Source organism: Bacillus alveayuensis (genome assembly GCA_030812955.1).
Classification (GTDB): Bacteria; Bacillota; Bacilli; order Bacillales; family Aeribacillaceae; genus Bacillus_CB; species Bacillus_CB alveayuensis.
Genome location: JAUSTR010000011.1, coordinates 24802 through 50788, shown reverse-complemented (window position 1 = coordinate 50788; position 25987 = coordinate 24802). Strand labels below are relative to the sequence as shown.

The 25987-nt window shown below is 37.8% G+C and carries 26 protein-coding genes and 1 pseudogene; 21 read left to right on the top strand and 6 right to left on the bottom strand.

The annotated features are described in order from the left end of the window. Positions 1-33: 33 nt before the first annotated feature. The gene (locus J2S06_RS11475) at positions 34-279 is read right to left on the bottom strand and encodes a YgaP family membrane protein (protein ID WP_044894266.1); all 246 of its coding nucleotides are present in this window, start codon (positions 277-279) and stop codon (positions 34-36) included. Positions 280-408: 129 nt separating this feature from the next. Between J2S06_RS11475 and J2S06_RS11470 the strand changes: the two genes are divergently transcribed. Genes J2S06_RS11470 through J2S06_RS11435 form a run of 8 tightly spaced genes read left to right on the top strand, consistent with a single transcriptional unit; the run spans position 409 to position 9956 of the window. Next, complete coding sequence (locus J2S06_RS11470) at positions 409-2148, top strand: adenine deaminase C-terminal domain-containing protein (RefSeq protein ID WP_419152376.1); 1740 nt, start codon at positions 409-411, stop codon at positions 2146-2148. A gap of 36 nt (positions 2149-2184) precedes the next feature. Next, complete coding sequence (locus tag J2S06_RS11465) at positions 2185-3210, top strand: DUF3048 domain-containing protein (protein WP_419152375.1); 1026 nt, start codon at positions 2185-2187, stop codon at positions 3208-3210. A 15-nt stretch (positions 3211-3225) separates the two neighbouring features. Continuing rightward, positions 3226-3537, top strand: coding sequence for a YerC/YecD family TrpR-related protein (locus J2S06_RS11460; RefSeq protein WP_044894264.1), 312 nt, complete (start codon positions 3226-3228; stop codon positions 3535-3537). 33 nt (positions 3538-3570) lie between these two features. After that, positions 3571-3807, top strand: a complete 237-nt coding sequence (locus J2S06_RS11455) for a hypothetical protein (protein ID WP_419152374.1) — start codon at positions 3571-3573, stop codon at positions 3805-3807. 28 nt (positions 3808-3835) lie between these two features. Beyond that, on the top strand, positions 3836-4525 hold the full coding sequence (pcrB, locus tag J2S06_RS11450) for a heptaprenylglyceryl phosphate synthase (RefSeq protein WP_044747712.1): 690 nt from the start codon (positions 3836-3838) through the stop codon (positions 4523-4525). 57 nt (positions 4526-4582) lie between these two features. Continuing rightward, complete coding sequence (pcrA, locus tag J2S06_RS11445) at positions 4583-6790, top strand: DNA helicase PcrA (protein ID WP_419152373.1); 2208 nt, start codon at positions 4583-4585, stop codon at positions 6788-6790. A gap of 16 nt (positions 6791-6806) precedes the next feature. Continuing rightward, positions 6807-8813 carry an NAD-dependent DNA ligase LigA gene (gene ligA / locus J2S06_RS11440; protein WP_419152372.1) on the top strand — a complete coding sequence of 669 codons (2007 nt, stop codon included), beginning with the start codon at positions 6807-6809 and terminating at the stop codon, positions 8811-8813. Between the two features lie 15 nt (positions 8814-8828). Beyond that, entirely contained in the window at positions 8829-9956 is a 1128-nt protein-coding gene (locus tag J2S06_RS11435) for a CamS family sex pheromone protein (protein WP_419152371.1), read from the top strand. 145 nt (positions 9957-10101) lie between these two features. Here J2S06_RS11435 and putP read toward each other — a convergent pair whose 3' ends face one another. Both putP and J2S06_RS11425 read right to left on the bottom strand, forming a co-directional pair. Beyond that, positions 10102-11580: a sodium/proline symporter PutP gene (gene putP / locus J2S06_RS11430; RefSeq protein ID WP_419152370.1), complete on the bottom strand. Its 1479-nt coding sequence runs from the start codon at positions 11578-11580 to the stop codon at positions 10102-10104. A gap of 345 nt (positions 11581-11925) precedes the next feature. Then, positions 11926-12093, bottom strand: coding sequence for a YjcZ family sporulation protein (locus tag J2S06_RS11425; protein ID WP_419152369.1), 168 nt, complete (start codon positions 12091-12093; stop codon positions 11926-11928). A 200-nt stretch (positions 12094-12293) separates the two neighbouring features. On the opposite strand from J2S06_RS11425, the gene J2S06_RS11420 reads away from it, so the two are divergent. From J2S06_RS11420 to J2S06_RS11390, 7 genes and pseudogenes are all read left to right on the top strand, one after another. Beyond that, complete coding sequence (locus J2S06_RS11420) at positions 12294-12731, top strand: Hsp20/alpha crystallin family protein (protein WP_419152368.1); 438 nt, start codon at positions 12294-12296, stop codon at positions 12729-12731. Positions 12732-12891: 160 nt separating this feature from the next. Then, positions 12892-13182, top strand: coding sequence for an Asp-tRNA(Asn)/Glu-tRNA(Gln) amidotransferase subunit GatC (gene gatC, locus J2S06_RS11415; RefSeq protein WP_044747368.1), 291 nt, complete (start codon positions 12892-12894; stop codon positions 13180-13182). A gap of 17 nt (positions 13183-13199) precedes the next feature. After that, on the top strand, positions 13200-14657 hold the full coding sequence (gatA, locus tag J2S06_RS11410; protein WP_419152367.1) for an Asp-tRNA(Asn)/Glu-tRNA(Gln) amidotransferase subunit GatA: 1458 nt from the start codon (positions 13200-13202) through the stop codon (positions 14655-14657). Between the two features lie 13 nt (positions 14658-14670). Continuing rightward, positions 14671-16101 (top strand): Asp-tRNA(Asn)/Glu-tRNA(Gln) amidotransferase subunit GatB, encoded by a 1431-nt coding sequence (gene gatB, locus J2S06_RS11405; protein ID WP_044747370.1) that lies wholly within the window; start codon positions 14671-14673, stop codon positions 16099-16101. Positions 16102-16612: 511 nt separating this feature from the next. After that, positions 16613-16843 (top strand): annotated as a pseudogene (locus J2S06_RS11400) (IS701 family transposase); the annotation flags it as partial. Between the two features lie 410 nt (positions 16844-17253). Beyond that, positions 17254-18297, top strand: a complete 1044-nt coding sequence (locus J2S06_RS11395) for an HD domain-containing phosphohydrolase (RefSeq protein ID WP_419152366.1) — start codon at positions 17254-17256, stop codon at positions 18295-18297. Between the two features lie 193 nt (positions 18298-18490). Further along, a complete protein-coding gene (locus tag J2S06_RS11390; protein ID WP_044895943.1) occupies positions 18491-19405 on the top strand; it encodes a diacylglycerol kinase in 915 nt (304 codons plus the stop codon). Positions 19406-19426: 21 nt separating this feature from the next. On the opposite strand, the gene fbpA is transcribed toward J2S06_RS11390, so the two are convergent. Continuing rightward, positions 19427-19585 (bottom strand): Fur-regulated basic protein FbpA, encoded by a 159-nt coding sequence (gene fbpA / locus J2S06_RS11385; protein WP_083979379.1) that lies wholly within the window; start codon positions 19583-19585, stop codon positions 19427-19429. Between the two features lie 172 nt (positions 19586-19757). Here fbpA and rlmD point away from each other — a divergent pair, with 172 nt between their 5' ends. Beyond that, complete coding sequence (rlmD, locus tag J2S06_RS11380; protein ID WP_419152365.1) at positions 19758-21143, top strand: 23S rRNA (uracil(1939)-C(5))-methyltransferase RlmD; 1386 nt, start codon at positions 19758-19760, stop codon at positions 21141-21143. A gap of 24 nt (positions 21144-21167) precedes the next feature. Here rlmD and J2S06_RS11375 read toward each other — a convergent pair whose 3' ends face one another. Both J2S06_RS11375 and J2S06_RS11370 read right to left on the bottom strand, forming a co-directional pair. Next, a complete protein-coding gene (locus J2S06_RS11375; protein WP_419152364.1) occupies positions 21168-22646 on the bottom strand; it encodes a recombinase family protein in 1479 nt (492 codons plus the stop codon). Then, a complete protein-coding gene (locus tag J2S06_RS11370) occupies positions 22643-22813 on the bottom strand; it encodes a hypothetical protein (protein ID WP_419152363.1) in 171 nt (56 codons plus the stop codon). The genes J2S06_RS11375 and J2S06_RS11370 overlap by 4 nt, the downstream gene beginning before the upstream one ends. A 227-nt stretch (positions 22814-23040) precedes the next feature. On the opposite strand from J2S06_RS11370, the gene J2S06_RS11365 reads away from it, so the two are divergent. The 5 genes from J2S06_RS11365 to J2S06_RS11345 all read left to right on the top strand — a co-directional run bounded on the left by J2S06_RS11365 (position 23041) and on the right by J2S06_RS11345 (position 25979). After that, the gene (locus J2S06_RS11365; protein WP_419152362.1) at positions 23041-23226 is read left to right on the top strand and encodes a YhzD family protein; all 186 of its coding nucleotides are present in this window, start codon (positions 23041-23043) and stop codon (positions 23224-23226) included. Between the two features lie 246 nt (positions 23227-23472). Then, the gene (locus tag J2S06_RS11360; RefSeq protein ID WP_419152361.1) at positions 23473-24156 is read left to right on the top strand and encodes a copper amine oxidase N-terminal domain-containing protein; all 684 of its coding nucleotides are present in this window, start codon (positions 23473-23475) and stop codon (positions 24154-24156) included. Positions 24157-24175: 19 nt separating this feature from the next. Further along, entirely contained in the window at positions 24176-24505 is a 330-nt protein-coding gene (locus J2S06_RS11355) for a hypothetical protein (protein WP_419152360.1), read from the top strand. Positions 24506-24507: 2 nt separating this feature from the next. Further along, positions 24508-25446, top strand: coding sequence for an FAD:protein FMN transferase (locus J2S06_RS11350; RefSeq protein WP_419152359.1), 939 nt, complete (start codon positions 24508-24510; stop codon positions 25444-25446). A gap of 2 nt (positions 25447-25448) precedes the next feature. Next, a complete protein-coding gene (locus J2S06_RS11345) occupies positions 25449-25979 on the top strand; it encodes a ferric reductase-like transmembrane domain-containing protein (RefSeq protein WP_419152358.1) in 531 nt (176 codons plus the stop codon). The last annotated feature ends 8 nt before the right edge of the window (positions 25980-25987 follow it).

Genomic DNA, 25987 nt, shown 5'->3' with positions numbered 1-25987 from the left:
GGTTTAACCCCAAAGACAGTCCCTTCAAATCATTTACGAAGGATTGAAAGATATTTCTTTTTCCTCATTTTTCTCTTCTTGATAGTTTTCAAACATAAACGTGATTGGGCAGAAACGTAAAATTCCTTCGCCGACTTTCATAGCGCTGGCGAAAATAACGAGCAATAGCGAATCTCGCCATGGTGTTTTTACATATTTAGCACAAGCCCAGCATAACATAGTTAAACCGAATGTAATTCGAACTAAGGAATTAACAATACCAATATTTTGTTTAATCATCAAAATCACCTCAATTTTTTTGTATAAACAAACAGATGCAAGTTCAAAAATCTGTAAAAATCTTTAATGCGTTAATATTGTTCATATGTTAACATATAAAGAAATGAAATATTTTAGGAGGAATAGGTTATGCTTGGTCGTGCGTTTTGGAAAGCTCATGAAATACGCGATCATATTGCTGTCGCTTCAAATAAATTAGCACCTACATTATGGTTAAAGAATGCGATGTTTTTGCATCCGTATTTAAATAAATGGGTAGGAGGGAATATTTGGATATACCAAGACCGCATTATTTATGTTGGCGATAAAGAGCCAGAAATAACGGAGGGCACGGAAATATATGATTGTTCAGGACAGTATTTAGTGCCTGGTTATATTGAACCGCATGCTCACCCATTTCAGTTATATAATCCCCATTCACTAGCAAAGTATGTATCGCAAACGGGAACAACTACGTTAGTATGTGATAATTTATTATTGCTTCTACAATTCAATAAAAAGAAAGCGTTTTCTTTCATCGATGATTTGCAACTACATCCCGTTCAATTTTTCTGGTGGGCTCGCTATGATTTACAAACGGAAATGCGAGAAGAAAACGAAATGATCGCACCTGATATTATGAAGCAATGGATTGAACATCCATTAGTTATTCAAGGAGGCGAGTTAACGGGTTGGCCAAGGCTTCTCGGTGGGGATGATCTTTATTTACAATGGATTAATGAAACGAAAAAGATGGGGAAAAGAATTGAAGGGCACTTTCCAGGTGCTTCCGAAGCAACATTGACGAAAATGAAGTTGTGCGGTATCGATAGTGATCATGAGGCGATTACGGGTGAAGAGGTGTATAGACGTCTAAAAAGTGGTTATACGGTTTCGCTGCGTCATTCGTCGATTCGTCCGGATTTAGAAACGTTGCTTACAGATATTTTACAGCTAGGAATTAAGCGGTTTGATGAAATGTTTTTTACGACAGATGGATCAACTCCTTTGTTTTATCAAGATGGAATGATTAATAAATTGATTGAAATCGCCATCAATCAAGGAGTACCTGCCTTTGAAGCATATAAAATGGCTACGTATAATGTTGCGAAATATTTTCAATTAGATTCATACATCGGTGTGATCGCTCCGGGAAGAATTGCGTCCATTAATATTCTTGAATCAAAAGAAAACCCGCATCCTGTTTCTGTTTTAGCAAAAGGGAAATGGATTAAAAAAGAAAATGAATTATCACATCCTTTTCCTGAAGTGAACTGGAACAAGTATGGCATTAAACCTTTAAATCTTGAGTGGGAATTAACAATGGATGATTTGCAATTTTCGATGCCGATGGGACTAAAAATGCGAAATGCGGTGATTATGGAACCGTATTCCATTACTCTCGATAATTCAATTGATGAATTATCACTAGATCACGATGAAAGCTTTCTTGTGTTAATTGATAAAAATGGCAAGTGGCGAATTAATACAATGTTAAAAGGATTCGCAAAAGCTGTAAAAGGGTTTGCAAGCTCATATTCAACAACGGGTGATATTTTATTAATCGGCAAAGATAAGCATGATATTTTGAAAGCGTTTCAGCGTTTAAAAGAAATTGGCGGCGGCATTGTATTAACGGAAAACGGAGAGGTTTTACATGAAATACCGCTCCATATAAATGGAGTCGCGTCAGCCAAAAGCTTTTTAGAAATAATGGAAGAAGAGAAAACGTTAGATCGCCTTATGCGTGAGCGTGGATATCCATTTTTAGATGTCATTTATACATTGCTCTTTTTATCTTCAACCCACTTACCGTATATTCGAATTACGCCTGATGGAATTTATGATGTCATGAAAAAAACGGTACTCTTTCCATCAATAATGCGTTAAAATATAAAAGGGATAAAACAATAAGGTTGTGAATATATGAAGCGTTTATTGTTAAGCATTTCCTTTTTATCTTTTGCCGTTTTAATAGGGTGTTCGAATCATACAGGTCAAACTGAGGAGGACAAGGAAAAGGTTGTAGAGCAAGAGGAGAAACAGGAAAATATTGTTCTTGCGCCTTTCACTGGATTACCAGCAAAAGGTGGTATTGAAAAGCGCCCCTTTGCTGTCATGATTAATAATCATCCAAAGGCAAGACCGCAATCGGGCTTGCATAAAGCAGACATCGTTTATGAAGTGCTCGCGGAAGGGAACATTACGCGTTTTCTAGCCATTTATCAAAGTGAACAGCCGGATATTATTGGTCCTGTTCGCAGTGCAAGAGACTATTATATTGATTTAAGTAAAGGATACAAGGCTTTATATGTGAGTCATGGCTGGAGCCCGAGTGCAAAAGAAAAGCTTGAGTCGGGGGAAGCTGACTATTTAAACGGACTTTTTCATGATGGAACTTTGTTTTGGCGTGATAAAGAGCGCAAAGCTCCGCACAATTCTTATATCTCCTATCAAAATATAGAAAAAGGGGCAAAACGAAAAGGCTATCAAATGACAGACAATGTTGCACCATTAACCTTTTTAGCAGAGGATGATATGGATAAAATTGACGGCGATACAATGCCTGAATTTGTTGTCAAATATGGTCATAATGAAAACTGGACCGTTCAATATGTATATGATACTGAATTAGAAAGATATAAACGGTACAGCGACGGAGAATTAACGATCGATCGTGAAACGGAAGAACCGATTTTATTAGATAACATCTTCGTAGTTGAAATGGAGCATCAAATTATTGATAATTATGGTCGGAGAAGTGTTGATATTCACTCTGGTGGAAAGGGATATTTATTTCAGCATGGTAAAATGTTGGAAGTCAATTGGGAAAACGAGAGTGGACGTATCCTTCCGTACAAAGACGGGCAAATCATACCATTTGTTCCAGGTCACACATGGATCAACATAGTTCCCGATCTACATCAGGCATTGTTCATATCCAAAATTTGAAAAGGAGAATGCTATATGCAAATTGATAAGTTGCGTGGCAAAGAATTGGATCAATTATTTAAGGCCATTCTTTCCTTACGTGATTTAGAGGAATGCTATCGTTTTTTTGATGACCTTTGCACAGTAAATGAAATTCAATCATTAGCGCAGCGGCTTGAAGTTGCGAGAATGTTGCGTGAAGGAAATACGTATCATAAAATTGAAACCGAAACAGGTGCAAGCACTGCAACGATTTCCCGTGTAAAGCGCTGCTTAAACTATGGGAACGATGCTTATGCAATGGCACTTGATCGCATTTATTCAAAAGATGGATTAGAGAAATCGTAAAAAGCTGTCAACTTTTAGACAGCTTTTTTTCATATGGTGATGATTGTTGGATCGTATTCGACAGAAGTTGGATCGTATTCGACAGAAGTTGGATCGTATTCGACAGAAGGATCGTATTCGACAGAAGTTGGATCGTATTCGACAGAAGTTGGATCGTATTCGACAGAAGTTGGATCGTATTCGACAAAAATTGGACTGTATTTCTCCTATTGGACAGAATCAAGGAAGAGACGGTCATTTTTTGGCGGTGGCAATTTTGATATAATGTGAAAGGGTATGACGGTTAGGAGGAAAGTTTATGTATGATATAAACGAGTGGAAACATGTGTTTAAGCTCGATCCAGATAAAGATATTCATGATGAACATTTAGAAATGATTTGTGAATCAAATACAGATGCCGTGATTGTTGGCGGAAGTGATCATGTTACAGAGGATAATGTGCTACATCTTTTATCACGTATCCGTCGTTTCCTTGTTCCGTGCGTATTAGAAATTTCGAATAAAGAATCAATCGTACCGGGATTTGACTTATATTTCATACCGACCGTATTAAATAGCCAAAACACGAAATGGATTACAGAGCTTCACCATGAAGCTGTCAAAGAATACGGTGAATTAATGAACTGGAATGATATTTTCATGGAAGGCTACTGTATTTTAAATGAGGATTGTAAAGCTGCTAAATTAGCAGAAGCAAATACATCACTTGATGTTGAGGATGTGAAAGCTTACGCAAGAATGGCTGAAAATATGTTTCATTTACCAATCTTTTATTTAGAATACAGTGGGACATACGGAGATGTTGAAATGGTAAAAGCGGCAAAATCATGCCTACAAAACACGAAGCTTATATATGGCGGCGGGATTAAAAATGCGAATCAGGCTAAAGAGATGGCCAAGCATGCTGATATAGTGGTTGTAGGAAATGTCATTTATGAAAATATTGAGAAGGCATTAGAAACCGTAAAAGCAGTAAAAGGTGAATGACTTCGTTGATGTTTTTTTGTAAAATAGAACATATGTTTGTTTAAGGTGGTGACGGTTTTGCAATTTATAACAGAACAATTGCTATCAGGGTTAAATGAACGGCAAAAGGAAGCGGTGAAGCTAACGGAAGGACCTGTCCTTATTATGGCGGGTGCTGGAAGTGGAAAAACGAGAGTCCTTACACATCGTATTGCTTATTTATTGGCGGAAAAGCAAGTGGCTCCATGGAACATTTTAGCGATAACGTTTACGAATAAAGCAGCACGTGAAATGAAAGAAAGAATAGAAGGTTTACTAGGTCCAGGTGCAGAAGATATTTGGATTGCCACTTTCCACTCCATGTGTGTACGTATTTTACGTCGGGATATTGATCGAATTGGCATTAACCGCAATTTTTCTATTTTAGATTCTTCCGATCAACTCTCTGTCATTAAATCGATATTAAAAGAACGCAATATTGATCCGAAAAAGTATGATCCTCGCGCCATTCTTGGCTCCATTAGTTCAGCAAAAAATGAGCTGATTAAACCAGAAGAGTATGCCAAAACAAAAGGAGGGCCTTGGGAACAGATTGTTAGTGATGTTTATACAGATTATCAGAAAAAATTATTAAAAAACCAATCCCTTGATTTTGATGACCTCATCATGTCAACGATACAACTGTTCCAACGTGTACCGGAAGTACTTGAATACTATCAGCGGAAATTTCAATATATTCATGTCGATGAGTATCAAGATACGAACCGTGCTCAATATATGCTTGTAAAAATGTTAGCTGCACGCTTTCAAAACTTATGTGTTGTCGGGGATTCGGATCAATCGATTTACCGTTGGCGCGGGGCGGATATTGCAAACATTTTATCATTTGAAAAAGATTATCCAAACGCAAACGTTATTTTGCTTGAGCAAAACTATCGTTCCACGAAACGTATATTACAAGCGGCAAATGAGGTAATTAAAAACAATGTCAATCGGAAGCCGAAAAATTTATGGACTGAAAATCCGGAAGGTCAAAAAATAACTTATTATCGAGCAGAAAGTGAAACAGGAGAAGCCCAATTTGTGGCAGGAAAAATTCAAGAGCTCGTTCAGTCAGGGAAAAGAAAGTATTCAGATATCGCGATATTATATCGAACCAATGCTCAATCCCGTGTGATGGAGGAAGTATTGCTTAAATCCAATATCGATTACACCATTGTCGGCGGCATTAAGTTCTATGACCGCAAAGAAATTAAAGATATTCTTGCTTATTTACGTGTTGTCGCAAACCCAGATGACGATATTAGCTTAGAAAGAATTATAAATGTGCCAAAACGAGGGGTTGGAGCAACTTCGGTTCAACGTATACAAGAATATGCCACAGAGCATGGATTATCGATGTTCCAAGCTATCGAGGAAATTGAACAAATCGGTGTAAGTGCTCGTGTTGTCAATGCTTTAACGAGCTTCCGTGATATGATTCGAAACTTTAATGCGATGCAAGACTACTTATCTGTAACAGAGCTTACCGAAGAGCTGCTTGAGAAAACAGGGTATCGAGAAATGCTTGAATCAGAAAAAACGCTTGAAGCACAGAGCCGATTGGAGAACATTGATGAATTTTTATCAGTAACCCAAAGCTTTGAAAAACAAAGTGAAGATAAAAGCTTAGTCGCCTTTTTAACAGATTTGGCACTCATTGCTGATATTGACCAGCTTGATAATGAAGAAGAGACGACGAAAGATGCTGTTGTTCTCATGACGTTGCACTCTGCTAAAGGACTCGAGTTTCCAGTCGTCTTTTTAATTGGAATGGAAGAAGGCGTCTTTCCACACAGTCGCTCGTTAATGGAAGAGGCTGAAATGGAAGAGGAGCGTCGCCTAGCTTATGTTGGTATTACTCGTGCAGAAGAGGAATTATATATAACGAATGCTGAAATGCGCACCCTTTTCGGAAGAACGAACATGAATCCTGAATCACGGTTTATCGATGAAATTCCGGATGATTTAATTGAAAACGTCAGTGTACAAAAGAAAAATACAAGAACCTTTGCTCGTCGGACAACCCCAAATATTCGCCCTTCATCGAAACCGACTTTGACGAAAACAAGTGGAGATGCCGTTGATTGGGCTGTTGGTGATAAAGCGGAGCATAAAAAATGGGGTATTGGGACAGTAGTGAGTGTAAAAGGTTCCGGAGAGGATAAAGAGCTTGATATTGCGTTTCCAAGTCCTGTAGGGATTAAGCGGTTGTTAGCGAAATTCGCACCAATTGAAAAAGTATAATGAAAGGGATGACAGAATGGACAAACAAACTGCTGAAAGCCGTGTCAAAGAATTGCACGATCTTTTAAATCAATACAACTATGAGTATCATGTTCTAGACAATCCTTCTGTTCCTGATTCTGAATATGATCGATTAATGCAAGAGCTAATTCAGCTTGAAGAGCAGTTTCCAGAGTTAAAAACACCTGACTCTCCTTCCCAAAGGGTAGGCGGTGCGGTGCTTGAATCATTCCAAAAAGTTGAGCACCGCATTCCGATGCTTAGTTTAGCGAATGCATTTAATGAGCAGGATTTGCGTGATTTTGACAGACGGGTACGCCAAGCCGTTGGGAATGACGTCAAATATACGGTTGAATTAAAAATTGACGGGTTAGCGGTCTCTCTCCGCTATGAAAATGGTGTATTTGTTCAAGGGGCTACACGCGGTGACGGAACGGTAGGCGAAGATATTACGGAAAATTTAAAAACGATTCGTTCCATTCCATTGCGACTCAAAAAAGATTTGTCCATTGAAGTACGCGGGGAAGCGTTTATGCCGAAAAAATCGTTTGAAAAGCTCAATGAAGAGCGTCAAAAACAAAATGAAGAACCGTTTGCAAACCCACGAAATGCAGCAGCTGGTTCATTGCGCCAGCTCGATCCAAAAATTGCCGCGAAACGAAATCTCGATATTTTCGTCTATAGTATTGCAGATCTTGGTGAAACAGGAGTCACCTCTCATAGTGAAGCATTAAATTTATTAGACGAACTTGGATTTAAAACTAATCGTGAACGAAGAACATGTCAAAGCATTGAAGAAGTCATTCAAATGCTTGATGAATTTTTAGCAAAGCGTCCAGAGCTTCCATACGATATTGACGGACTCGTTATAAAGGTTGATAGTTTAGAACAACAAAGACAGCTCGGTTTTACGGCAAAAAGTCCAAGGTGGGCGATTGCCTATAAATTTCCAGCAGAAGAAGTTGTGACAAAGCTGATTGATATCGATTTGACTGTCGGGCGTACAGGAGTGATTACTCCTACAGCGATTTTAGAGCCGGTACGTATTGCTGGAACAACCGTCAAACGTGCATCTTTACACAACGAAGATTTAATTCGTGAAAAAGATATTAAAATAGGTGACTATGTCGTTGTGAAAAAAGCAGGTGATATAATCCCTGAAGTCGTCAATGTATTAGTGGATAAACGGACTGGGGAAGAAAAAGATTTCCACATGCCAACAAAGTGTCCGGAATGCCATAGTGAATTAGTTCGGATCGAAGGCGAAGTCGCTCTTCGCTGTATTAACCCGAAGTGTCCAGCGCAAATTCGCGAAGGGTTAATTCATTTCGTTTCAAGAAATGCCATGAATATTGATGGATTAGGAGAACGCGTCATCACTCAATTATTCAATGAAAAGCTTATTCATGATGTCGCTGACTTGTATCAATTAAAACGGGATCAGCTATTGCAGCTTGAGCGTATGGGTGAGAAGTCCACAGACAATTTATTAAAGGCCATTGAAGAATCCAAAAACAATTCATTAGAACGCTTGCTATTTGGTCTTGGCATCCGCTATGTTGGAGAAAAAGCAGCCAAAACATTAGCAGAGCATTTTGAAACGATGGATCAGCTTATGCAGGCGACAAAGGAAGAGCTTTTAGCGATTCATGAAATCGGTGAAAAAATGGCAGATGCGATTGTCACATACTTTGCCAAGAAAGAAGTAAAAGAATTAATTGAAGAACTGAAAAGTTTCGGCGTCAATATGATCTATAAGGGCCCGAAGCGTTCTGAAACGGAAGGAAGCGATTCGTATTTCACAGGTAAAACGATTGTTTTAACAGGAAAATTGGAATCTATGTCAAGAAATGAAGCGAAAGCAGAAATTGAAAAACGTGGAGGAAAAGTAACAGGAAGTGTCAGCAATAAAACAGACTTAGTGATTGCAGGTGAAGCAGCCGGTAGCAAATTAAAAAAAGCTCAAGAGTTAAATATCGAAATATGGGATGAAGCTAGGATGTTAGAAGAAATTAAGTCATAAGAGAGGTAGAGTGCCTTGAAAAAAACATTCATATCATTAGTAGCAAGCTGCCTTTTTCTAGTATCTTGTTCAAACATTGGTGAACCGGAGAAAATTGTTCAGGAAACAGATGAATCAGAACAAGAAACAGCCATCATTCCGAAGTACAGCATTTCAGATGACTACTATAAAATGATTGTACCGTTCAAAACGAGTGAGGCTCGTGGACTCGTTACCAGAAATTTAAACACTCGCCTAGATATTGATGAGTTTGAAACAGGGCTAATGAGGATGGCATTAGATACTTTTTCGACAGAAAAATACTACTTTCAAGAAGGGCAATATTTAGACGAAGAAACCGTAAGAACTTGGTTAAGCCGCAAATCTGATGAACATAACAATGAGGGACTGAACCCGTCAAATTCATCGGAAGAGCAGAATGAGGAAAATCCGATTTATTTAGCACACATTTTGGAGCATGACTATTTAATAAAAAAAGATGAAAAAACGATTGAGCTAGGCGGGATCTCCATTGGGCTTGCATTAAATTCCGTTTATTATTACAGATCGGAAAATGGCCAGCAGCTTGAGGAAAAAATATCATTAGATGTGCTTGAAGAGAAAGGAAAAGAATACGCACAAGAAATTGTGAACCGCTTAAGAGATATGGAAGGTCTTAATAAAGTGCCAATTGTCGTCTCCTTATATGTACAAGCACCGAAATCTTCAATTGTTCCAGGACATTTTATTGCTAAAACGGTTGTTGAGAAAGAGAGTCGCAATATTGGAAGATGGTCAACAGTAGATGAAGAGTACTACTTTTTCCCTTCAACAGAAGGGAGCAATAAAAAGCCGGATGAAGCGAATCGTTTTAATGCTTTAAAAGGTGATGTTGAAGAATTTTTCCCGAACTATACAGGTGTTATTGGCACAGGCTTTTATCAAAATGGAGAACTTAAGCAGATGAAAATTGAAATTCCAATGCAATTTTATGGGAAAGCGGAAGTCATTGCCTTAACGCAATATTTAACGGGGAAGGTAATGGAATATTATCCTGAAGATTATATTACGTTAGAAGTTAAAATTACTTCAACAAATGGCGAGGAAGCGTTAATTGTGAAAAAGCCGGGACAAGAAGAACCATTTGTTCATATCTATCGATGAAAAAAGAAGCTGTTTCCATCAATGCCTATCTCACGTCTATCACAATTTATAGAATCATGATCAATAAAATATGCTATGTTGTGGGGTCAGACGCTTAGGTTACAAATAAAAAAGGTGGTCTTCATGCACCACCTTTTAAAATTTGTTATTTTAAGTCTTCTACTAATTTTTCTTGCATCTGTTCGAATGTTTCCGTAATTTCTTTTTCAGGCTCACTAGTTATGAAGCTGACGACAATAACGGCGATAAAGCTAAAAATAAACCCTGGGATCATTTCATATAAGAAGTCGCTTAAACCGATATTTACCCAAATTAGTACGGTTAAAGTACCAACAACCATTCCTGCAAGTGCTCCCCATTTTGTCATACGCTTCCAGTGGAGGCTAAGGATAATGACTGGACCGAAAGCGGCACCAAATCCTGCCCATGCGTATCCGACTAGTCCAAGAATTGTGTCATTCGGGTTGATGGATAAAAATATAGCAATGAGCGCAACAAGTAATACGGCAATACGGCCAATGGCGACAAGCTCTTTTTCAGATGCATTTCGTTTGAAAAACGTTTTGTAGAAGTCTTCTGTAACCGCACTGGATGTTACAAGAAGCTGTGACGAAATCGTACTCATAATTGCCGCTAAAATTCCTGAAAGTAAGAATCCTGTTACAAGTGGATGGAATAGCACTTCAGCAAATTTAATAAAGATAGTCTCAGGGTTTTCAAGTGTAATTCCTGTTTTTGATACATAAGCAATACCGATAAGTCCTACGAGCATCGCACCTAAAACAGTTAAAATCATCCAACCTATTCCTATGCGGCGTGCAGAATTTATTTCTTTTATAGATTTAATAGCCATGAAGCGAACAATAATATGCGGCTGTCCAAAATAACCAAGTCCCCAAGCAAATAATGAAATAAGTCCAAGAACAGAAGTGCCTTTAAAGATATCTAAATAGGCTGGATTAATACTTTCAATTTCAGAAAACGCAGGGCCGACTCCCCCCACCTCTGTGAAAGCGACAATTGGTACAATAATTAATGCTAAAACCATAATGGTTCCTTGCACAAAGTCTGTTAAACTTACCGCTAAAAATCCGCCAAATAAAGTGTAAGCAACCACAACACCAGCTGTTACTAATAAACCGAGTTTATAATCTAAATTGAAGGCCGACTCGAATAATGTACCGCCTGCTACCATCCCAGAAGAAGTGTAAAGTGTAAAGAAAATAAAAATAACGATTGCTGAAACGAGCCGTAATATTTTCGAATGATCTTGGAAGCGATTTTCAAAAAAGTCTGGGATTGTGATGGAGTTATTGGCAACTTCCGTATATACGCGCAGACGCGGTGCAACTAATAAGTAGTTAAAATAAGCCCCAATTGTCAAACCGATAGCAATCCATATACTTGAAATACCTGAAGCATACATAGCACCTGGCAGCCCCATGAGCAGCCATCCACTCATATCAGAAGCACCTGCAGATAATGCTGTAACCGCTGGTCCAAGCCTACGACCACCTAGCATGTAGCCAGATAAGTCATCTGTAGATTTTTTATAAGCATATAGCCCAATCCCCAACATCGTTAAAAAATAAATCGAAATAGCAATAAATTCATAAATATGCATAACATTACCCCCTCGTATGAACAATAATAAAAAATTTATGAAAATAGAAAAAATTAAGATAATACCCCAAAAGTGGAAGCGGTTACAAAATAACTGCGTCCAATTTTAAAACTGCTTGAACGTTTTAATACTAGCAAATATTTTGATCAATATCAATGCCTAATAATTACATTTAATGTTTATACAAAATTGTTACAATTTTTTATCATGAAATAAAAACTATTCAGTTTTTATTATTTTAGAATCTATAAGATGATAAAAATAGCTGTCGACAAAGTCGACAGCCGAAGCCGCAGATAATTTAACACTTAAACGTGAGAGTGGTAATGATTTAAACTAGCAAAATTATTTTACGAATGCAGCCCCAACGATAATTAATAAGATAAACAATACGACAATTAACGCAAACCCAAAACCGTAGCCGTAACCGCCGTAGCCGTATCCACCGCAGCTGTAACTACCACATCTATAACCTGGACCATATCCATAACCACCAAATCCTCTAAAACCCATTCAAATCACCTCCATTTTTTTGCCGTACATTATTTTATATTCGAATCGTCATCGATTCGTATGGACAAATGTATAGGTCCAAGAAAATTAAGTATTATTTAGACAGCTGAAAGGCTATCTGCCCAGACATTATTTTCTGTTTATTCATATGATGTACAGATATAAATTTGCATCGAAGTGTTGAAAAAGGGGGGAAAAGCATGAGAGAAGAGGAAGGGCATGCAATTTTTCGAAAAGAGCCTGGTGGACCAATGAAGCTCATAAATGAATTCTTTCAGCAAAGACCAAAACGAACACTTCTGGATCAAATTGATGATTATTTTCGAGAAAGGCTAACCATTCCTTCCTTTAAGATTCATATGGATGAAACAGATCAGTATTTTATCGTTACAGCAGAGCTTCCAGGAATTCCAAAAGAAGATATTCGGGTAAAACTGGTAGATGACGAATTAATCATTACTGTCAAGAAAAATGCTGCTGCATCGGAATACGAAGCAACGAAAAAAATAAGAGGTGCTAAACAAACAATTGAAATACCATCATATGTTTTGACAAAGAAAATGAAAGCTAATTACAAAGATGGGATTCTCCGCGTACGTTTCCCAAAGAAGCGGGGAAAGTCCATTGAAATTGAATAAACGATTGTTAAATAGGCTGTAGGGGTCTGACTTGTGGGGGCAGGCCCCTTTTGGTTGATTAAAATGTAGAAAGATACAGGAGGAATTGTTGCTTTATCGGGATAAATTCTGATATTATCAGAGTATTGTAGTGGTTCGAAATTTACGGAGGTGAACAAAATTGTCACGTATTTCTAAAGAGCAAGTAAAACACGTGGCGCATCTTGCTAGACTTGCGATTTCCGAAGAAGAAGCTGAAATGTTTACAAGTCAGCTTGATGCGATTATTACTTTCGCTGAACAGTTAAACGAATTAGACACTGAAAATGTTGAACCTACTTCTCACGTATTAGATATGAAAAATGTGATGAGAGAAGATGAACCAGAACAAGGTCTTCCAAGAGAAGAAGTATTAAAAAATGCCCCAGATCATAAAGATGGACAATTTCGTGTACCATCCATTCTGGAATAAGGAGGGATTTATCGAATATGTCGTTATTTGACCATAAAATTTCAGAACTAAAGGAAATGTTACATAAAAAAGAAATACAAGTATCCGAATTAGTTGACGAATCATATCGTCGTATTGAAGAAGTAGAAGGTAAAGTTGATGCATTTTTAACATTAGATGAAGAAAGAGCTCGTCAAAAGGCAAAAGAGCTAGATGAACAAATTGGAAACAAAGATGAATACGGGCTGCTTTTTGGTATGCCAATTGGAATTAAAGATAACATCGTAACGAAAGGTTTACGTACAACATGTGCAAGTAAAATTTTAGAGAACTTTGATCCGATTTACGATGCAACCGTTATTAATAAGCTTCACGATGCTGAAGCTATCACAATCGGTAAATTAAATATGGATGAGTTTGCAATGGGTTCTTCCAACGAAAACTCTGGATTTAAAAAGACGAAAAACCCTTGGGATTTAGAAAGAGTACCTGGTGGTTCAAGCGGTGGTTCAGCAGCAGCTGTTGCGGCAGGTGAAGTACCATTTGCATTAGGTTCAGATACAGGTGGATCGATTCGTCAACCAGCGGCATTTTGTGGTGTTGTTGGTTTAAAGCCGACATACGGTCGTGTATCTCGCTTTGGTTTAGTTGCATTTGCTTCCTCTTTAGATCAAATTGGACCAATTACTCGTACAGTTGAAGACAATGCCTATTTACTTCAAGTGATTGCTGGTGTAGATAAAATGGATTCTACTTCTGCTAATGTAGATGTTCCAGACTATCTTTCTGCTTTAACAGGAGATGTTAAGGGATTAAAAATTGCACTTCCGAAAGAATATTTAGGTGAAGGTGTAAGCGAGGAAGCACGTCAATCTGTTTTAAATGCTTTAAAAGTGCTTGAAGGTTTAGGAGCAGCTTGGGAAGAAGTATCTCTTCCACACTCCAAATACGGGATCGCTACATATTACTTACTTGCTTCTTCAGAAGCATCTGCGAACTTAGCTCGTTTTGACGGTGTACGATATGGTTATCGAACTGACAATGCTGAAAACTTAATTGATATGTATAAAGAAACACGTGCGGAAGGCTTCGGAGATGAAGTAAAACGTCGTATTATGCTTGGTACATTCGCTCTAAGCTCTGGTTATTACGATGCGTACTACAAAAAAGCACAACAAGTTCGTACATTAATTAAGAAAGATTTTGAAGATGTATTTGAAAAATATGATGTCATTATCGGACCAACAACACCGACACCAGCCTTTAAAATCGGCGAAAAAATTGATGATCCACTCACAATGTATGCAAATGATATTTTAACCATTAACGTCAACCTTGCCGGTGTTCCTGCTATTTCCGTACCTTGCGGCTTTGCAAACGGCTTACCACTTGGTTTACAAATTATCGGCAAACACTTTGATGAAAGCACTGTATATCGTGTTGCACATGCATTCGAACAAGCAACAGACTTCCATAAACAAAAACCGGAACTGTAAGGGGTGAGAACGAATGAACTTTGAAACGGTCATTGGTCTTGAAGTCCATGTCGAGTTGAAAACGAAGTCTAAAATTTTCTCAAGTGCTCCAAACGCATTTGGAGCAGAGCCTAACACAAATACAACGGTTATCGACCTCGGTTATCCAGGTGTTCTTCCGGTTCTAAACAAAGAAGCCGTTGAATTTGCCATGAAAGCGGCAATGGCGCTTAATTGCGAAATCGCAACAGATACAAAGTTTGACCGGAAAAACTATTTCTATCCAGACAATCCGAAGGCATACCAAATTTCACAATATGATAAGCCAATTGGCCAAAACGGTTGGATTGAAATTGAAGTAAATGGGAAGAAAAAGAAAATCGGAATTACTCGCTTGCACCTTGAAGAGGATGCAGGGAAACTAACACACTCTAGTGAGGGCTATTCTTTAGTTGATTTCAACCGTCAAGGGACCCCTCTTATTGAAATCGTGTCTGAGCCTGATATTCGCTCCCCTGAAGAAGCATACGCTTATTTAGAAAAATTAAAATCTATTATCCAATATACTGGTGTGTCTGATTGCAAGATGGAGGAAGGCTCACTTCGCTGTGATGCGAACATTTCCCTTCGTCCAATCGGTCAAAAAGAATTTGGGACAAAAACAGAGTTGAAAAACTTAAACTCGTTCAACTTTGTTCGCAAAGGTCTAGAATATGAGCAAAAGCGTCAAGAGCAAGTCCTTTTATCTGGCGGCGTTATCCAACAAGAAACACGTCGGTTTGATGAAGCAACAGGAAAAACCATTTTAATGCGTGTCAAAGAAGGTTCTGAAGACTACCGCTACTTCCCAGAGCCAGACCTTGTCGCTCTTCACATTGATGATGAGTGGAAAGAGCGCGTTCGCGCATCGATTCCAGAGCTTCCAGACGCTCGCCAAAAGCGCTATATTGAAGAGCTGGGTTTACCAGCATATGATGCAAAAGTATTAACACTGACAAAAGAAATGTCCGATTTCTTCGAAGCAACCGTTGCAGCTGGCGCCGATGCTAAGCTTGCCTCTAACTGGCTAATGGGTGAAGTATCTGGATACTTAAATGCTGAACAAAAAGAGCTATCAGAAGTGGCGTTAACACCTGAAAGCCTTGCTGGTATGATCAAACTCATTGAAAAAGGAACAATCTCATCCAAAATCGCGAAGAAAGTATTTAAAGAACTGATCGAAAAAGGCGGAGACCCAGAAAAAATCGTCAAAGAAAAAGGGCTTGTCCAAATTTCTGACGAAGGCACTATTCGCAAGCTGGTCATCGAGGCATTAGATGAAAACCCACAATCTGTTGAAGACTTCAAAAACGGTAAAGATCGTGCCATTGGCTTCTTAGTCGGACAAATCATGAAGAAGACGAAAGGACAAGCCAACCCACAAATGGTTAATAAGTTATTACTTGAAGAGATTAAAAAGCTGTAAAATGAATCGGCTTGAAACACCCGTTATCGCGGGTGTTTTTAACATTGGCGATTTTTCATATTATTAACTATAATCCAGTTCAACTGGATGCAGATACTAAACTAACGTTTGTATAAGCCTGTAATCAAATGTTTAATTAAGTAATGTAGATGAGCAAATTCCCTAACATATATTTACATCCAAACAAAAAAGGAGACAGGAATCCAACTCCTTGGTTAGATTAGATGCGCTACCAACTACCTACAAAGATGTTCATGTCTCATGAATAGATTAGCACCTCATCAAGGAATCCACTATTTTTCATAACGTTTTGTCATTTCTCTTGTTTCCTATCATATTTATGTCCTTTATTAGTCCTATGAAGGACCTTTCTTATGTTTTCTATCTTCATTATGTCCTTCATTAATCCAATGAAGGACACTTCTTATGCTTTCTATCTTATTTATGTCCTTCAAAAGCCTCATGACGGACATTCATCATCTACATTTGCTTCTTTTTGGACTTCATCTCCCCCCTGAAGCTTGATGGATACCGTGTTCCCGAACCTCAAGTAATGAAACGGTATTGGATTATTGTACAACTTGCTTATGTGTACAGTATGTTCGAATCCAACGGCAATTTTTCGGATGTGCTCGATCTCCTGCGTAAGAGAAAAGGACATAGCCTCGTGGAGTTCATTTACCATGCGGCGAAACAAAATATTCCCATTGATTCTGTGAAAAAACAGCTTCACGTGACATAAGGGGTAACCTGTTTGTTTTTTTTATGGTAATTATTGTAATCAGAATTGCTCAACTACAGTTAAGTATTAGAGAGATTAAGCTGGCAAGGAATTTCAATTTAAACAAACGTTTGGTTAACTGGAGAAGAGGTTGCGTTATCAAGGAAATTTGCCTTGAAATAAACGTTTGTTTAAATGGGGATTTTTGATTACAAATGTTATGTCTTATTTGTGACAAATGAAATCGTCGGATTATTGACAAATGAATAATTTTTATTTGAAAAGCTTCATTACATGTATAATATAAGGGTAAGATTTTTTAATAATGTTTGTAATTTTCATACAAAATCTCAAAAACGATCTTTAAACATCTACAATTTTCTAGATATAAACCAATATAATTTCCGAACTTAAAACTAGGAGGAAAAACATTGGCTTCTTTACATCCAAAATTAGAAGGGTATTTACTTTTAGCGGATGCTGTTATTATTACCGATCGAAATTATCGTATTATAGCGGTTAATAAAGCTTTTGAGAATATCACAGGCTATACAAAACAGTATGCTTGCGGAAAAAACCCGAGATTTCTTCGTTCTAATTTAACGAAAAGCACTGTATATGCGGAATTAAAAAAAGAGCTACAGCAAGGAAATCCGTGGTCGGGTGTTTTTATTAATAAAAAGAAGTCTGGGCAGCTTTGGCATTCCTCAATTACGATTACGCCGATTAAAATAAAAGATAGCACTTACTATGTCGGGATTTTCCGCGAGTTAGAAACGTTAAAAGAAGGATCATATATTTCTAGAGAACAAGCAACGGAAATGAAAAGAGAAATTTTAAAAGTCCTGGCTATATCTTGTGAAATTCGTGACCCTGGAATAGAAGGTCATTTAATGAGAGTGCAAAAGTTTACAGAGGAGCTCGTTTATTTTCATAATGAGAGATGCCAATTAAATTTACAAAAGGGATATATGAATAATATCATTAATGCAAGCATCCTTCATGATATTGGAAAAGCTGGGATTCCTGAAGGGATTTTATATAAACCGGGCCCACTCACCCATTATGAACAGATGATCATTGAAACCCATCCATTAATTGGTGTGGATATGTTGGATAAGATTTCAAAAGATATTGAACTGGACTTGCTTCAGAAAAGCTTTGCGATTGCACGAAATGTTATCTTATACCATCATGAAAAATGGGACGGAACCGGGTACCCGTATAAGCTAAAAGGAAACGATATCCCGTTTGAAGCAAGAATAATCAGTATTGTCGATGTGTTTGATGCTCTCATAAGTAGACGCTCTTATAAAGAAGCATGGCCGATGGAAAAAGCACTGGACTTCTTAAAGGAAAACAGCGGAAAGCATTTTGACCCAGAGCTTGTTGAATCATTTATTATGATGAAGGAGTCCAAAAACAAGCAAAATGAACAAGACGACTATCCAATGAGTCAAGAAAGAGCATTATAAATTTGTTAGACAAATACTCAAAAAGCATCGAATATCCGATGCTTTTATAATGTTTTGGCAGGAAAGATTAGGGAGCTTGAATGAATTATTATAGTAAATATTTTGAAATTGAGTAGATTGTGTATTATAATGTTTTTTTGTGTAATATAAAATCGAGAAATATTTCCCATTACCTTGTATAGGATGATGTGTAATGAAAAGAGCGAGAATTATATATAATCCAACGTCTGGTCGTGAGATTTTTAAAAAATATTTGCCAGAGGTTTTACAAAAATTTGAACAGGCAGGCTATGAAACATCTTGTCATGCCACAACAGGTGAAGGTGATGCCGTTGAAGCAGCAAAGATTGCGTCACAACGTGGATATGACTTAATTGTGGCTGCTGGAGGGGACGGTACGGTAAATGAGGTGGTGAATGGTCTTGCCCCGATGGAAAATCGACCTACTCTTGCTGTCATTCCAGTTGGTACGACGAATGATTTTGCCCGTGCGATTGGAATTCCTCGTGATCATATTTTGCATGCAGTTGATGCGATTTTGAACGGGGTAAAAAGAAAAATTGATATCGGGAAAGTGAATGACCATTATTTTATTAACATTGCAGGCGGCGGCCGTTTAACAGAGCTTACATATGAAGTTCCAAGCAAATTAAAGACTGTACTAGGTCAGTTAGCCTACTATTTAAAAGGGATTGAAATACTTCCATCTATTCGACCGACAGAAGTTGAGATTGAATATGATGGCAAACTGTTTCAAGGGGAAATTATGTTATTTTTAGTATCGCTTACGAACTCTGTTGGTGGTTTTGAAAAGCTTGCTCCGGATTCAAAGCTGAATGACGGTATGTTTGATTTAATTATTTTAAAGAAAGCAAACATTGCCGAATTTATCCGTGTGGCAAGTTTAGCTTTACGCGGAGACCATATTCGCGATGAACATGTTATTTACACAAAAGCTAACCGTGTCAAAGTGAAAACAAATGAAAAAATGCAGCTTAACTTGGATGGAGAATACGGTGGGCTCCTTCCAGGGGAATTTGAAAACTTATACCAACACATCGAAATCGTTATGTCAAAAGAAAAAGCCGAACAATGCGCCCCTTTATAATCGGGTAATGAGTAAGAGCAGCTAAAAAAGCTGCTCTCTATTGTGATCGCTTTCCAATTGATTTGCCATTTTTAATAAATCAATGACGTTTAACTCATAAAGCTGTTTTCCATCTTCAGTTTTATACACTCCTTTTGTAATTATTTTTTCAATGAGTGAATCTTTAAAGCTCTGTTCCATTTGGTATCACTCCTCACCGACTCTAACGTTAATAATAGTAAAAAATTTTTTCAGTTCCCATTTCATTTCTATTACGTATTATGAACAACCATTTCTGAAGGTAATCATATTGGTTATGAACTTGTAGTATGATACAATCTGAACAGCAGAATAAGATAAGGGAGAAGCAAACATGACGAAGGTTGTACCACCGGTTGAGAAAAATGAATATTACGATGCAGTTTTTGAAGACTTAACACACGATGGTGCTGGCGTAGCGAAAATAGAGGGATTTCCGGTATTTGTTCCGAATGCACTGCCAGGTGAATCAGGGAAAATAAAAATCGTTAAAGTAAAAAAAGGTTACGGATACGGTCGACTAATAGAGCTATACGAACAAAGTCCAGAGCGGAGGGCAGCACCTTGCCCGGTTTACAAACAATGCGGCGGCTGTCAGCTTCAGCATTTAAGCTACAAAGGTCAGCTTGATCATAAACAAAAGCATGTAAAAGAAGTACTAGCCCGAATTGGGAAAGTCAATTTGGACAAAGTGATAGTTCATCCAACGATAGGGATGAAAAATCCATGGAATTACCGCAATAAAGCTCAAGTACCAGTTGGAGAAAGAGAAGGCGGATTGATTGCTGGATTTTATCAAAAGAGAACACATGACATCATTGATATGGAACGTTGTTTAATCCAGCAGTCTGAAAACGATGAAGTCGTTCAAGCTGTCAAAAATATTTGCAGCCGCATTGGCATTCAAGCTTATGATGAATTGACCCATCAAGGCTGGCTGCGCCATATTATGGTTCGCTATGGGTATCAAACAAAAGAAATGATGTTAGTATTCATTACCCGTACAAAGGACTTCCCAAACAAAAAATCAATGATAGCTGAAATAACAGCAAAGTTTCCAAATATTAAATCTATCGTGCAAAACATTAATCCAAAGCGGACAAATGTTATTTTAGGTGATGAAACAAGAATTCTTTGGGGATCTGAATACATTTATGACTACATTGGTAACATTAAATTTGCCATTTCGGCTAAATCGTTTTATCAAGTGAACCCTGAACAGACGAAAGTCCTTTATGAAAAGGCTCTAGAATATGCAAATTTATCAGGAAACGAAACGGTTATAGATGCTTATTGTGGAATAGGCACTATTTCTCTTTTCCTCGCACAAAAAGCGAAAAAGGTATACGGTGTTGAAATCGTCCCAGAAGCCATCGAAGACGCGAAGCGCAACGCACGTTTAAACAATATTGAAAACGTCGAATTTGCCGTGGGTGAAGCAGAGTCCATTATTCCAAAATGGTACGAACAAGGAATCAGAGCAGACGTCATAGTCGTTGATCCACCACGCAAAGGCTGTGACGAATCACTGCTGCAAACCATTTTAGACATGAAACCGAAAAAAGTCGTTTACGTTTCCTGTAATCCTGCAACACTAGCAAGAGACATTGCGATCTTGGAACAAGGTGGATACGAAATGAAAGAAGTACAACCTGTTGATATGTTTCCGCATACGATGCATGTGGAGTGCGTCTCGCAGATCGTTTTGAGAAAAAATTAAGCAGGAAACGCTTTTGTTTCCTGCTTATTCAATTTTCGGAGCGGAGAATCGATAAAAGATTTTTGGAGTTCCATCCGCTTTAATTTCAATACGATCAATTAAACGATGCAAAATTTCCGGTGTTAATTCATCAAAGTTTAAAAATTGGGCTAATTCCTGTTTCAACTTTTGGATGTTCTCGACAACTTTATGGCTTGATAACAAAGATTCAAGTTCTTTTTTTGAAATAACAAGCTCATTGATTTCTTTGCTATTTGCCTCAATCATATCTTGATAATCCTCTTGGGTGATTTTTTCATCGGCGAGCAGCTCGATATATTTTCGTTTCCGTGCTTTTAAGGCGTCAATTTTCTTGTTTATTTTATCCAGTTTCTTTTGGACGGAAAGTTGAGATTGTTTTGCTTTTTCTTCGAGTTGTTTTAAATAATATTCCTTATCAATTTGCCGCATGAGAGACTGGATGTCATGAATGATGGTTTGTTTAAGCACTTCCTCTTTGATGACATGGCTGCTGCAGGCTTTTTTGTCGAATCTGGCATATCCACCGCACACATAACCTTTACGATTTGAGCGATACCACATGCCTTTGCCGCAATCAGCGCAATAGGCGATATTCGTAAATAGGTGCCGTTTTGGAGCAGGAATGGTTTTTGAACGTAATTTCATCTGATGTTGTACAGCTTCAAATACGTCTCTTGGAATAATCGGCTCATGAGCGTTTGGAATAATAATTAGCTTCTCATCAGACGCCTTTTTCCGTTTGTTGCTTGTAACACTCACAGTCGTTGTACGTCCTTGGACCAAATCGCCGGTATAGTGTGGATTCGTTAAAATGAGTTTGATAGTAGAATCATTCCACTTGTCACCTGCATTCTTCTTTCCAGCCACTTCAGCTGGTGTTGGTATCCCTTCGTTATAGAGTCTTCTTGCTTTTATATCTCGACCATCGCCTGCCAGATATTCATTGAAAATTCTGCGAACAATGTTTGGGGTTTCATCATCTCGAATGTGCAATTTTCCATCTTTGATTGTATATCCGTAAGGGGGCGTACTTCCTTTAAAAAGCCCTTTTTTAGCACGGGTCTTGAGAGTTTCTTTTACTCGTTCGCTTGTACGTTGAGCTTCTTGTTCATACATCCAAGCATAAAGTCCAAACATGTGTGTGTTTCCTTGTAAGGTGTTAATAGCTCCATCTAGCGTAATGATGTGAACCCCGTGATTTTCACAAAGATTTTTGATTTGATAAGATAGTTCTCCGTTTCTCGCTAAACGCGAAAGCTCTTTGGCTAAAATAACATCGATTTTTTTGTTCATTGCATCGTCAATTAATCGCTGCAAATTTTTGCGCTTTGCTGTAGTTCCTGATTCAACATCGATGTAAACTTCATACAAATCCCAGCCTTTATCTGCGATATAGTTATAAAATAATTCTTTTTGATACTGTAAAGAAGCTTGTTGCTCTAACTTATCAGAAGAAACTCGTACATAAACGCCACATCTCATTTCACATTCAATCCTTCCTTGTTAAATTGAGATGTAGCAGTGTTCACCTTTTTAGCATTATTGACAATTTCGTCAATTTTATTATTAATAATGGATTTAATAAGTTCAGAAAAGGTTACTTTAGGGTCACTGTAAACGCGTTCTATAGAATTTAATGGTTTCTTCATGATAGTTGGCTCCTTTCATTTAAAGGTAAGTCTAAAAATAAAAACCGCAGAGTACCCAGCCACATCCACATACATTAAGTGGCTTAGTAACCTCTGCGGTTTTCGCTTTTTGTCGGGTTACGGAGTCAGTATTTAATTTTTTGTTTGGAGATCTTTTTAAGGATTAATTTTGACAAATAAAAAGAATAGTAGTCAGTGAAAACCAATCATCAAGGAGGGAAGCGCCGATGAAAGCATATACGTTAACGGTATTTGAGAAAAACGGCGAAAAGTTGTTAGACGAAACTTTTGAAGCAGCGAGGGAAGAGGAAGCAAAAAAAATCGGCGAACAGAAGCTAAGAGAAAAAAACTGCCACGAAAAAACATACCGCTGTACATCTTCAAGCGGCAAATTGATTCTTTTCCATCGTTAAAAAGGGGCTTGCCCGTAAGTGTCTGACCTCACATGTATTTCACATGTATTCACATATATAGCTCATTTATCCAATATTATGTCCTATTATACTGTATTTCGGGGTCTGACACTTGCCTTTGGGTCAGCCCCTTTTATTTGTTGAAACGATTTTTCCGGCACATCTTTATTTCCTTTTTTTCATTTTCTTTTCAGAATTTACTTTTAAAATAATCCCAAAAGGAAGTAGAAAAAGGGGGAAACCGCAATGAGAAAAATTTTTTCCATTCTAAGTTTCATTTTCTTTATTTCAGCAACAGCCGGATTTCATGCTGCATTCGTTCAAGCTGACGATGATGAGAAGGAATACGAAGGAAGAATAGAGGAATATGAGCATGAAAACGACGACGATGATGAGCACAATGATGAAGAACGATATGAAGATGAATATGCCAAAGAATTCAAGGAAGAAAGAAATGCAAACGATAACTATTATAAGCAAAATTCCGGCACTTATGAAAACCGAATCGTATTAAAGCAAGAATATTGGTACAAGTGGTCGCGCTCTCCTGAAGCACCTGATAAATTTGCAGCAACACCAATCTCTTCAGAAAAAACCGTGCCAATTCAATTTAAAGAAAAAGACTTGCTGTATACGAACGTCGTTCCTATGGAAGGGCAGCTATTTGTACCGCTTGAGGAAACGGCACAACACTTAGGTGCTTCAGTTATTGTATATTCAACATCAAAAATAGCTGAAATCAAACTCAATGACAAACTTTTGATTGTAAAAAACGGTTCAAGGGCAGCTTACGAAAATATGAAAAAGACACCAATGCCTCTGCCTATTTTTGAAAAAAATCAAAAACTTTATATTCCAATCAGCGTTTTAGCGAACAGTTTAGGATTTCAAGTTACATGGACAAAGCAACAGCAAATACTCGTTTATTAGAAAGCAGGTGAAGTTCTTTATGAGAACAAATAAATGGACAAAATGGATTATAGGATTAGGCGGTATTACTGTATTTACAAGCTTTCTTCAGCTGGTAAACAATTCGGACGCACATGACAACGGGCAGCAAAACAAGACGCAAATCTCATTAAAAGAAGAAACCGTTTTATCTCAAAATAATAGTGTAGAAGTGAATGAAGCAAAAAAAAAGCGTGAGCAGCAGCTGCTGTCGCTAGATTGGGATGAAGGAAATTGGGATGTCGAATATTCGAACGAAGCCATTATCGCCATACCGAAAACACAAACTTCCCGATTGCAGCCGGCAGAAAACCGGACAAGGAGATCATAACAATGGGTGAAGAACAATCATTATCAATGAACGGTATGGGAACGGCTATTAATGTTCGAGTAATGGAGTACAAGCGGTCGCTCAACTGGAAGCTCCTTGTGCAAACTTGGTTTACTACTTTTGAAAAGATTTGCTCCCGTTTCCTAGATGATAGCGAATTAAACAAATTAAATCAGTCCCCTGCTGAGACAGTGATACAAATTCATCCTATTTTGTATGACGTCTTGCAAACAGCGTTCGAATATGCGGTAAAGACAGAATTTTATTTTAACCCATTTGTAGGAACTATCATGAAAAATATAGGATATACGCAATCTTTTCATAAGCAACATTTTTTACCCGAACATAAAGAAAATATTGATTTATTTCGTGTGCCGTCTGTAAACAGCTTGTCGTTTTTTCCCGCATTAAAAGCAGTAATAAAACATACAACCGAGGAAATTGACCTTGGAGGAATCGGCAAAGGCTGGAGTGTCGATAAAGCATACCATTTATTAAGAGATTTAGGGATAAACGCTGGAGTTATTGATGCGGGAGGTGATATGTTCATTTGGGGAGATGTTGGCAGAAAAGTAGGAGTAGCAAATCCCTTTGCAGAAAATGAAGATATTGTACAATTTTTTATTTCTTCCGGCGCAATCGCAACATCAAACGTTCTTTACCGAAGCTGGAAAGTAAACGAAGACACCGTTCATCATATCATTAACGGCCAAACTGGAAAAAATCCGGACAACAGCGATGTTGTGCAGGCTACTGCTTTCGCTGAGTGCGCCTCAGAAGCAGATGTGATTGCAAAAGTACTTTGCATGCTTCCTTCTCGTCAAGGTGTGCAATGGTTAAAAGAAAAATTTCCGCAATCAGCGTGTATTATCGTGACCGAAAGCAGAGAGTTGCTTATCACTCCTTCTATTTCATGTTATGTTGAAAGGCTGGCGATTTAAAAATGATTGAATTTCCTACTTGGGAATGGATTCGCTCTTCTGGATTAAGCGCCTATTTTCTCCTTTTTCTATCTATCTGCTTTGGCATCATGCAAAATATAAGCATCATCCCAAGAAATATCGGCAAGCACTTTCTTGCCATCCATCAAACAGCCGGATGGCTCGCATTTTTGTTCGCATTTTTGCACGGCTTTTTACTCTACTTTGATCGTTATCAACCATTTACGATACTCGAAATTTTTGTACCGTTCCTTGCAAAATATAAACCTTTTTTTACAGGATTAGGAATCGTCTCTTTTTATTCAATGTTTCTCTTATTTTTAACAAGTGATTTACTAAAAAAAGTAGGGCGAAATATATGGAAAACCGTCCATCTTCTTATTTTGCCGAGCTTTATCCTTGCAAGTATACACGGAATGTTTGTTGGAAGCGACGCAGATGAAACATGGGTGAAAATCATTTATATCAGCAGTATATCCATTTTTTTATTATTAACGATTTTTCGTTTTCTTACAAAACCACAAAAACAATAAAAAATCAT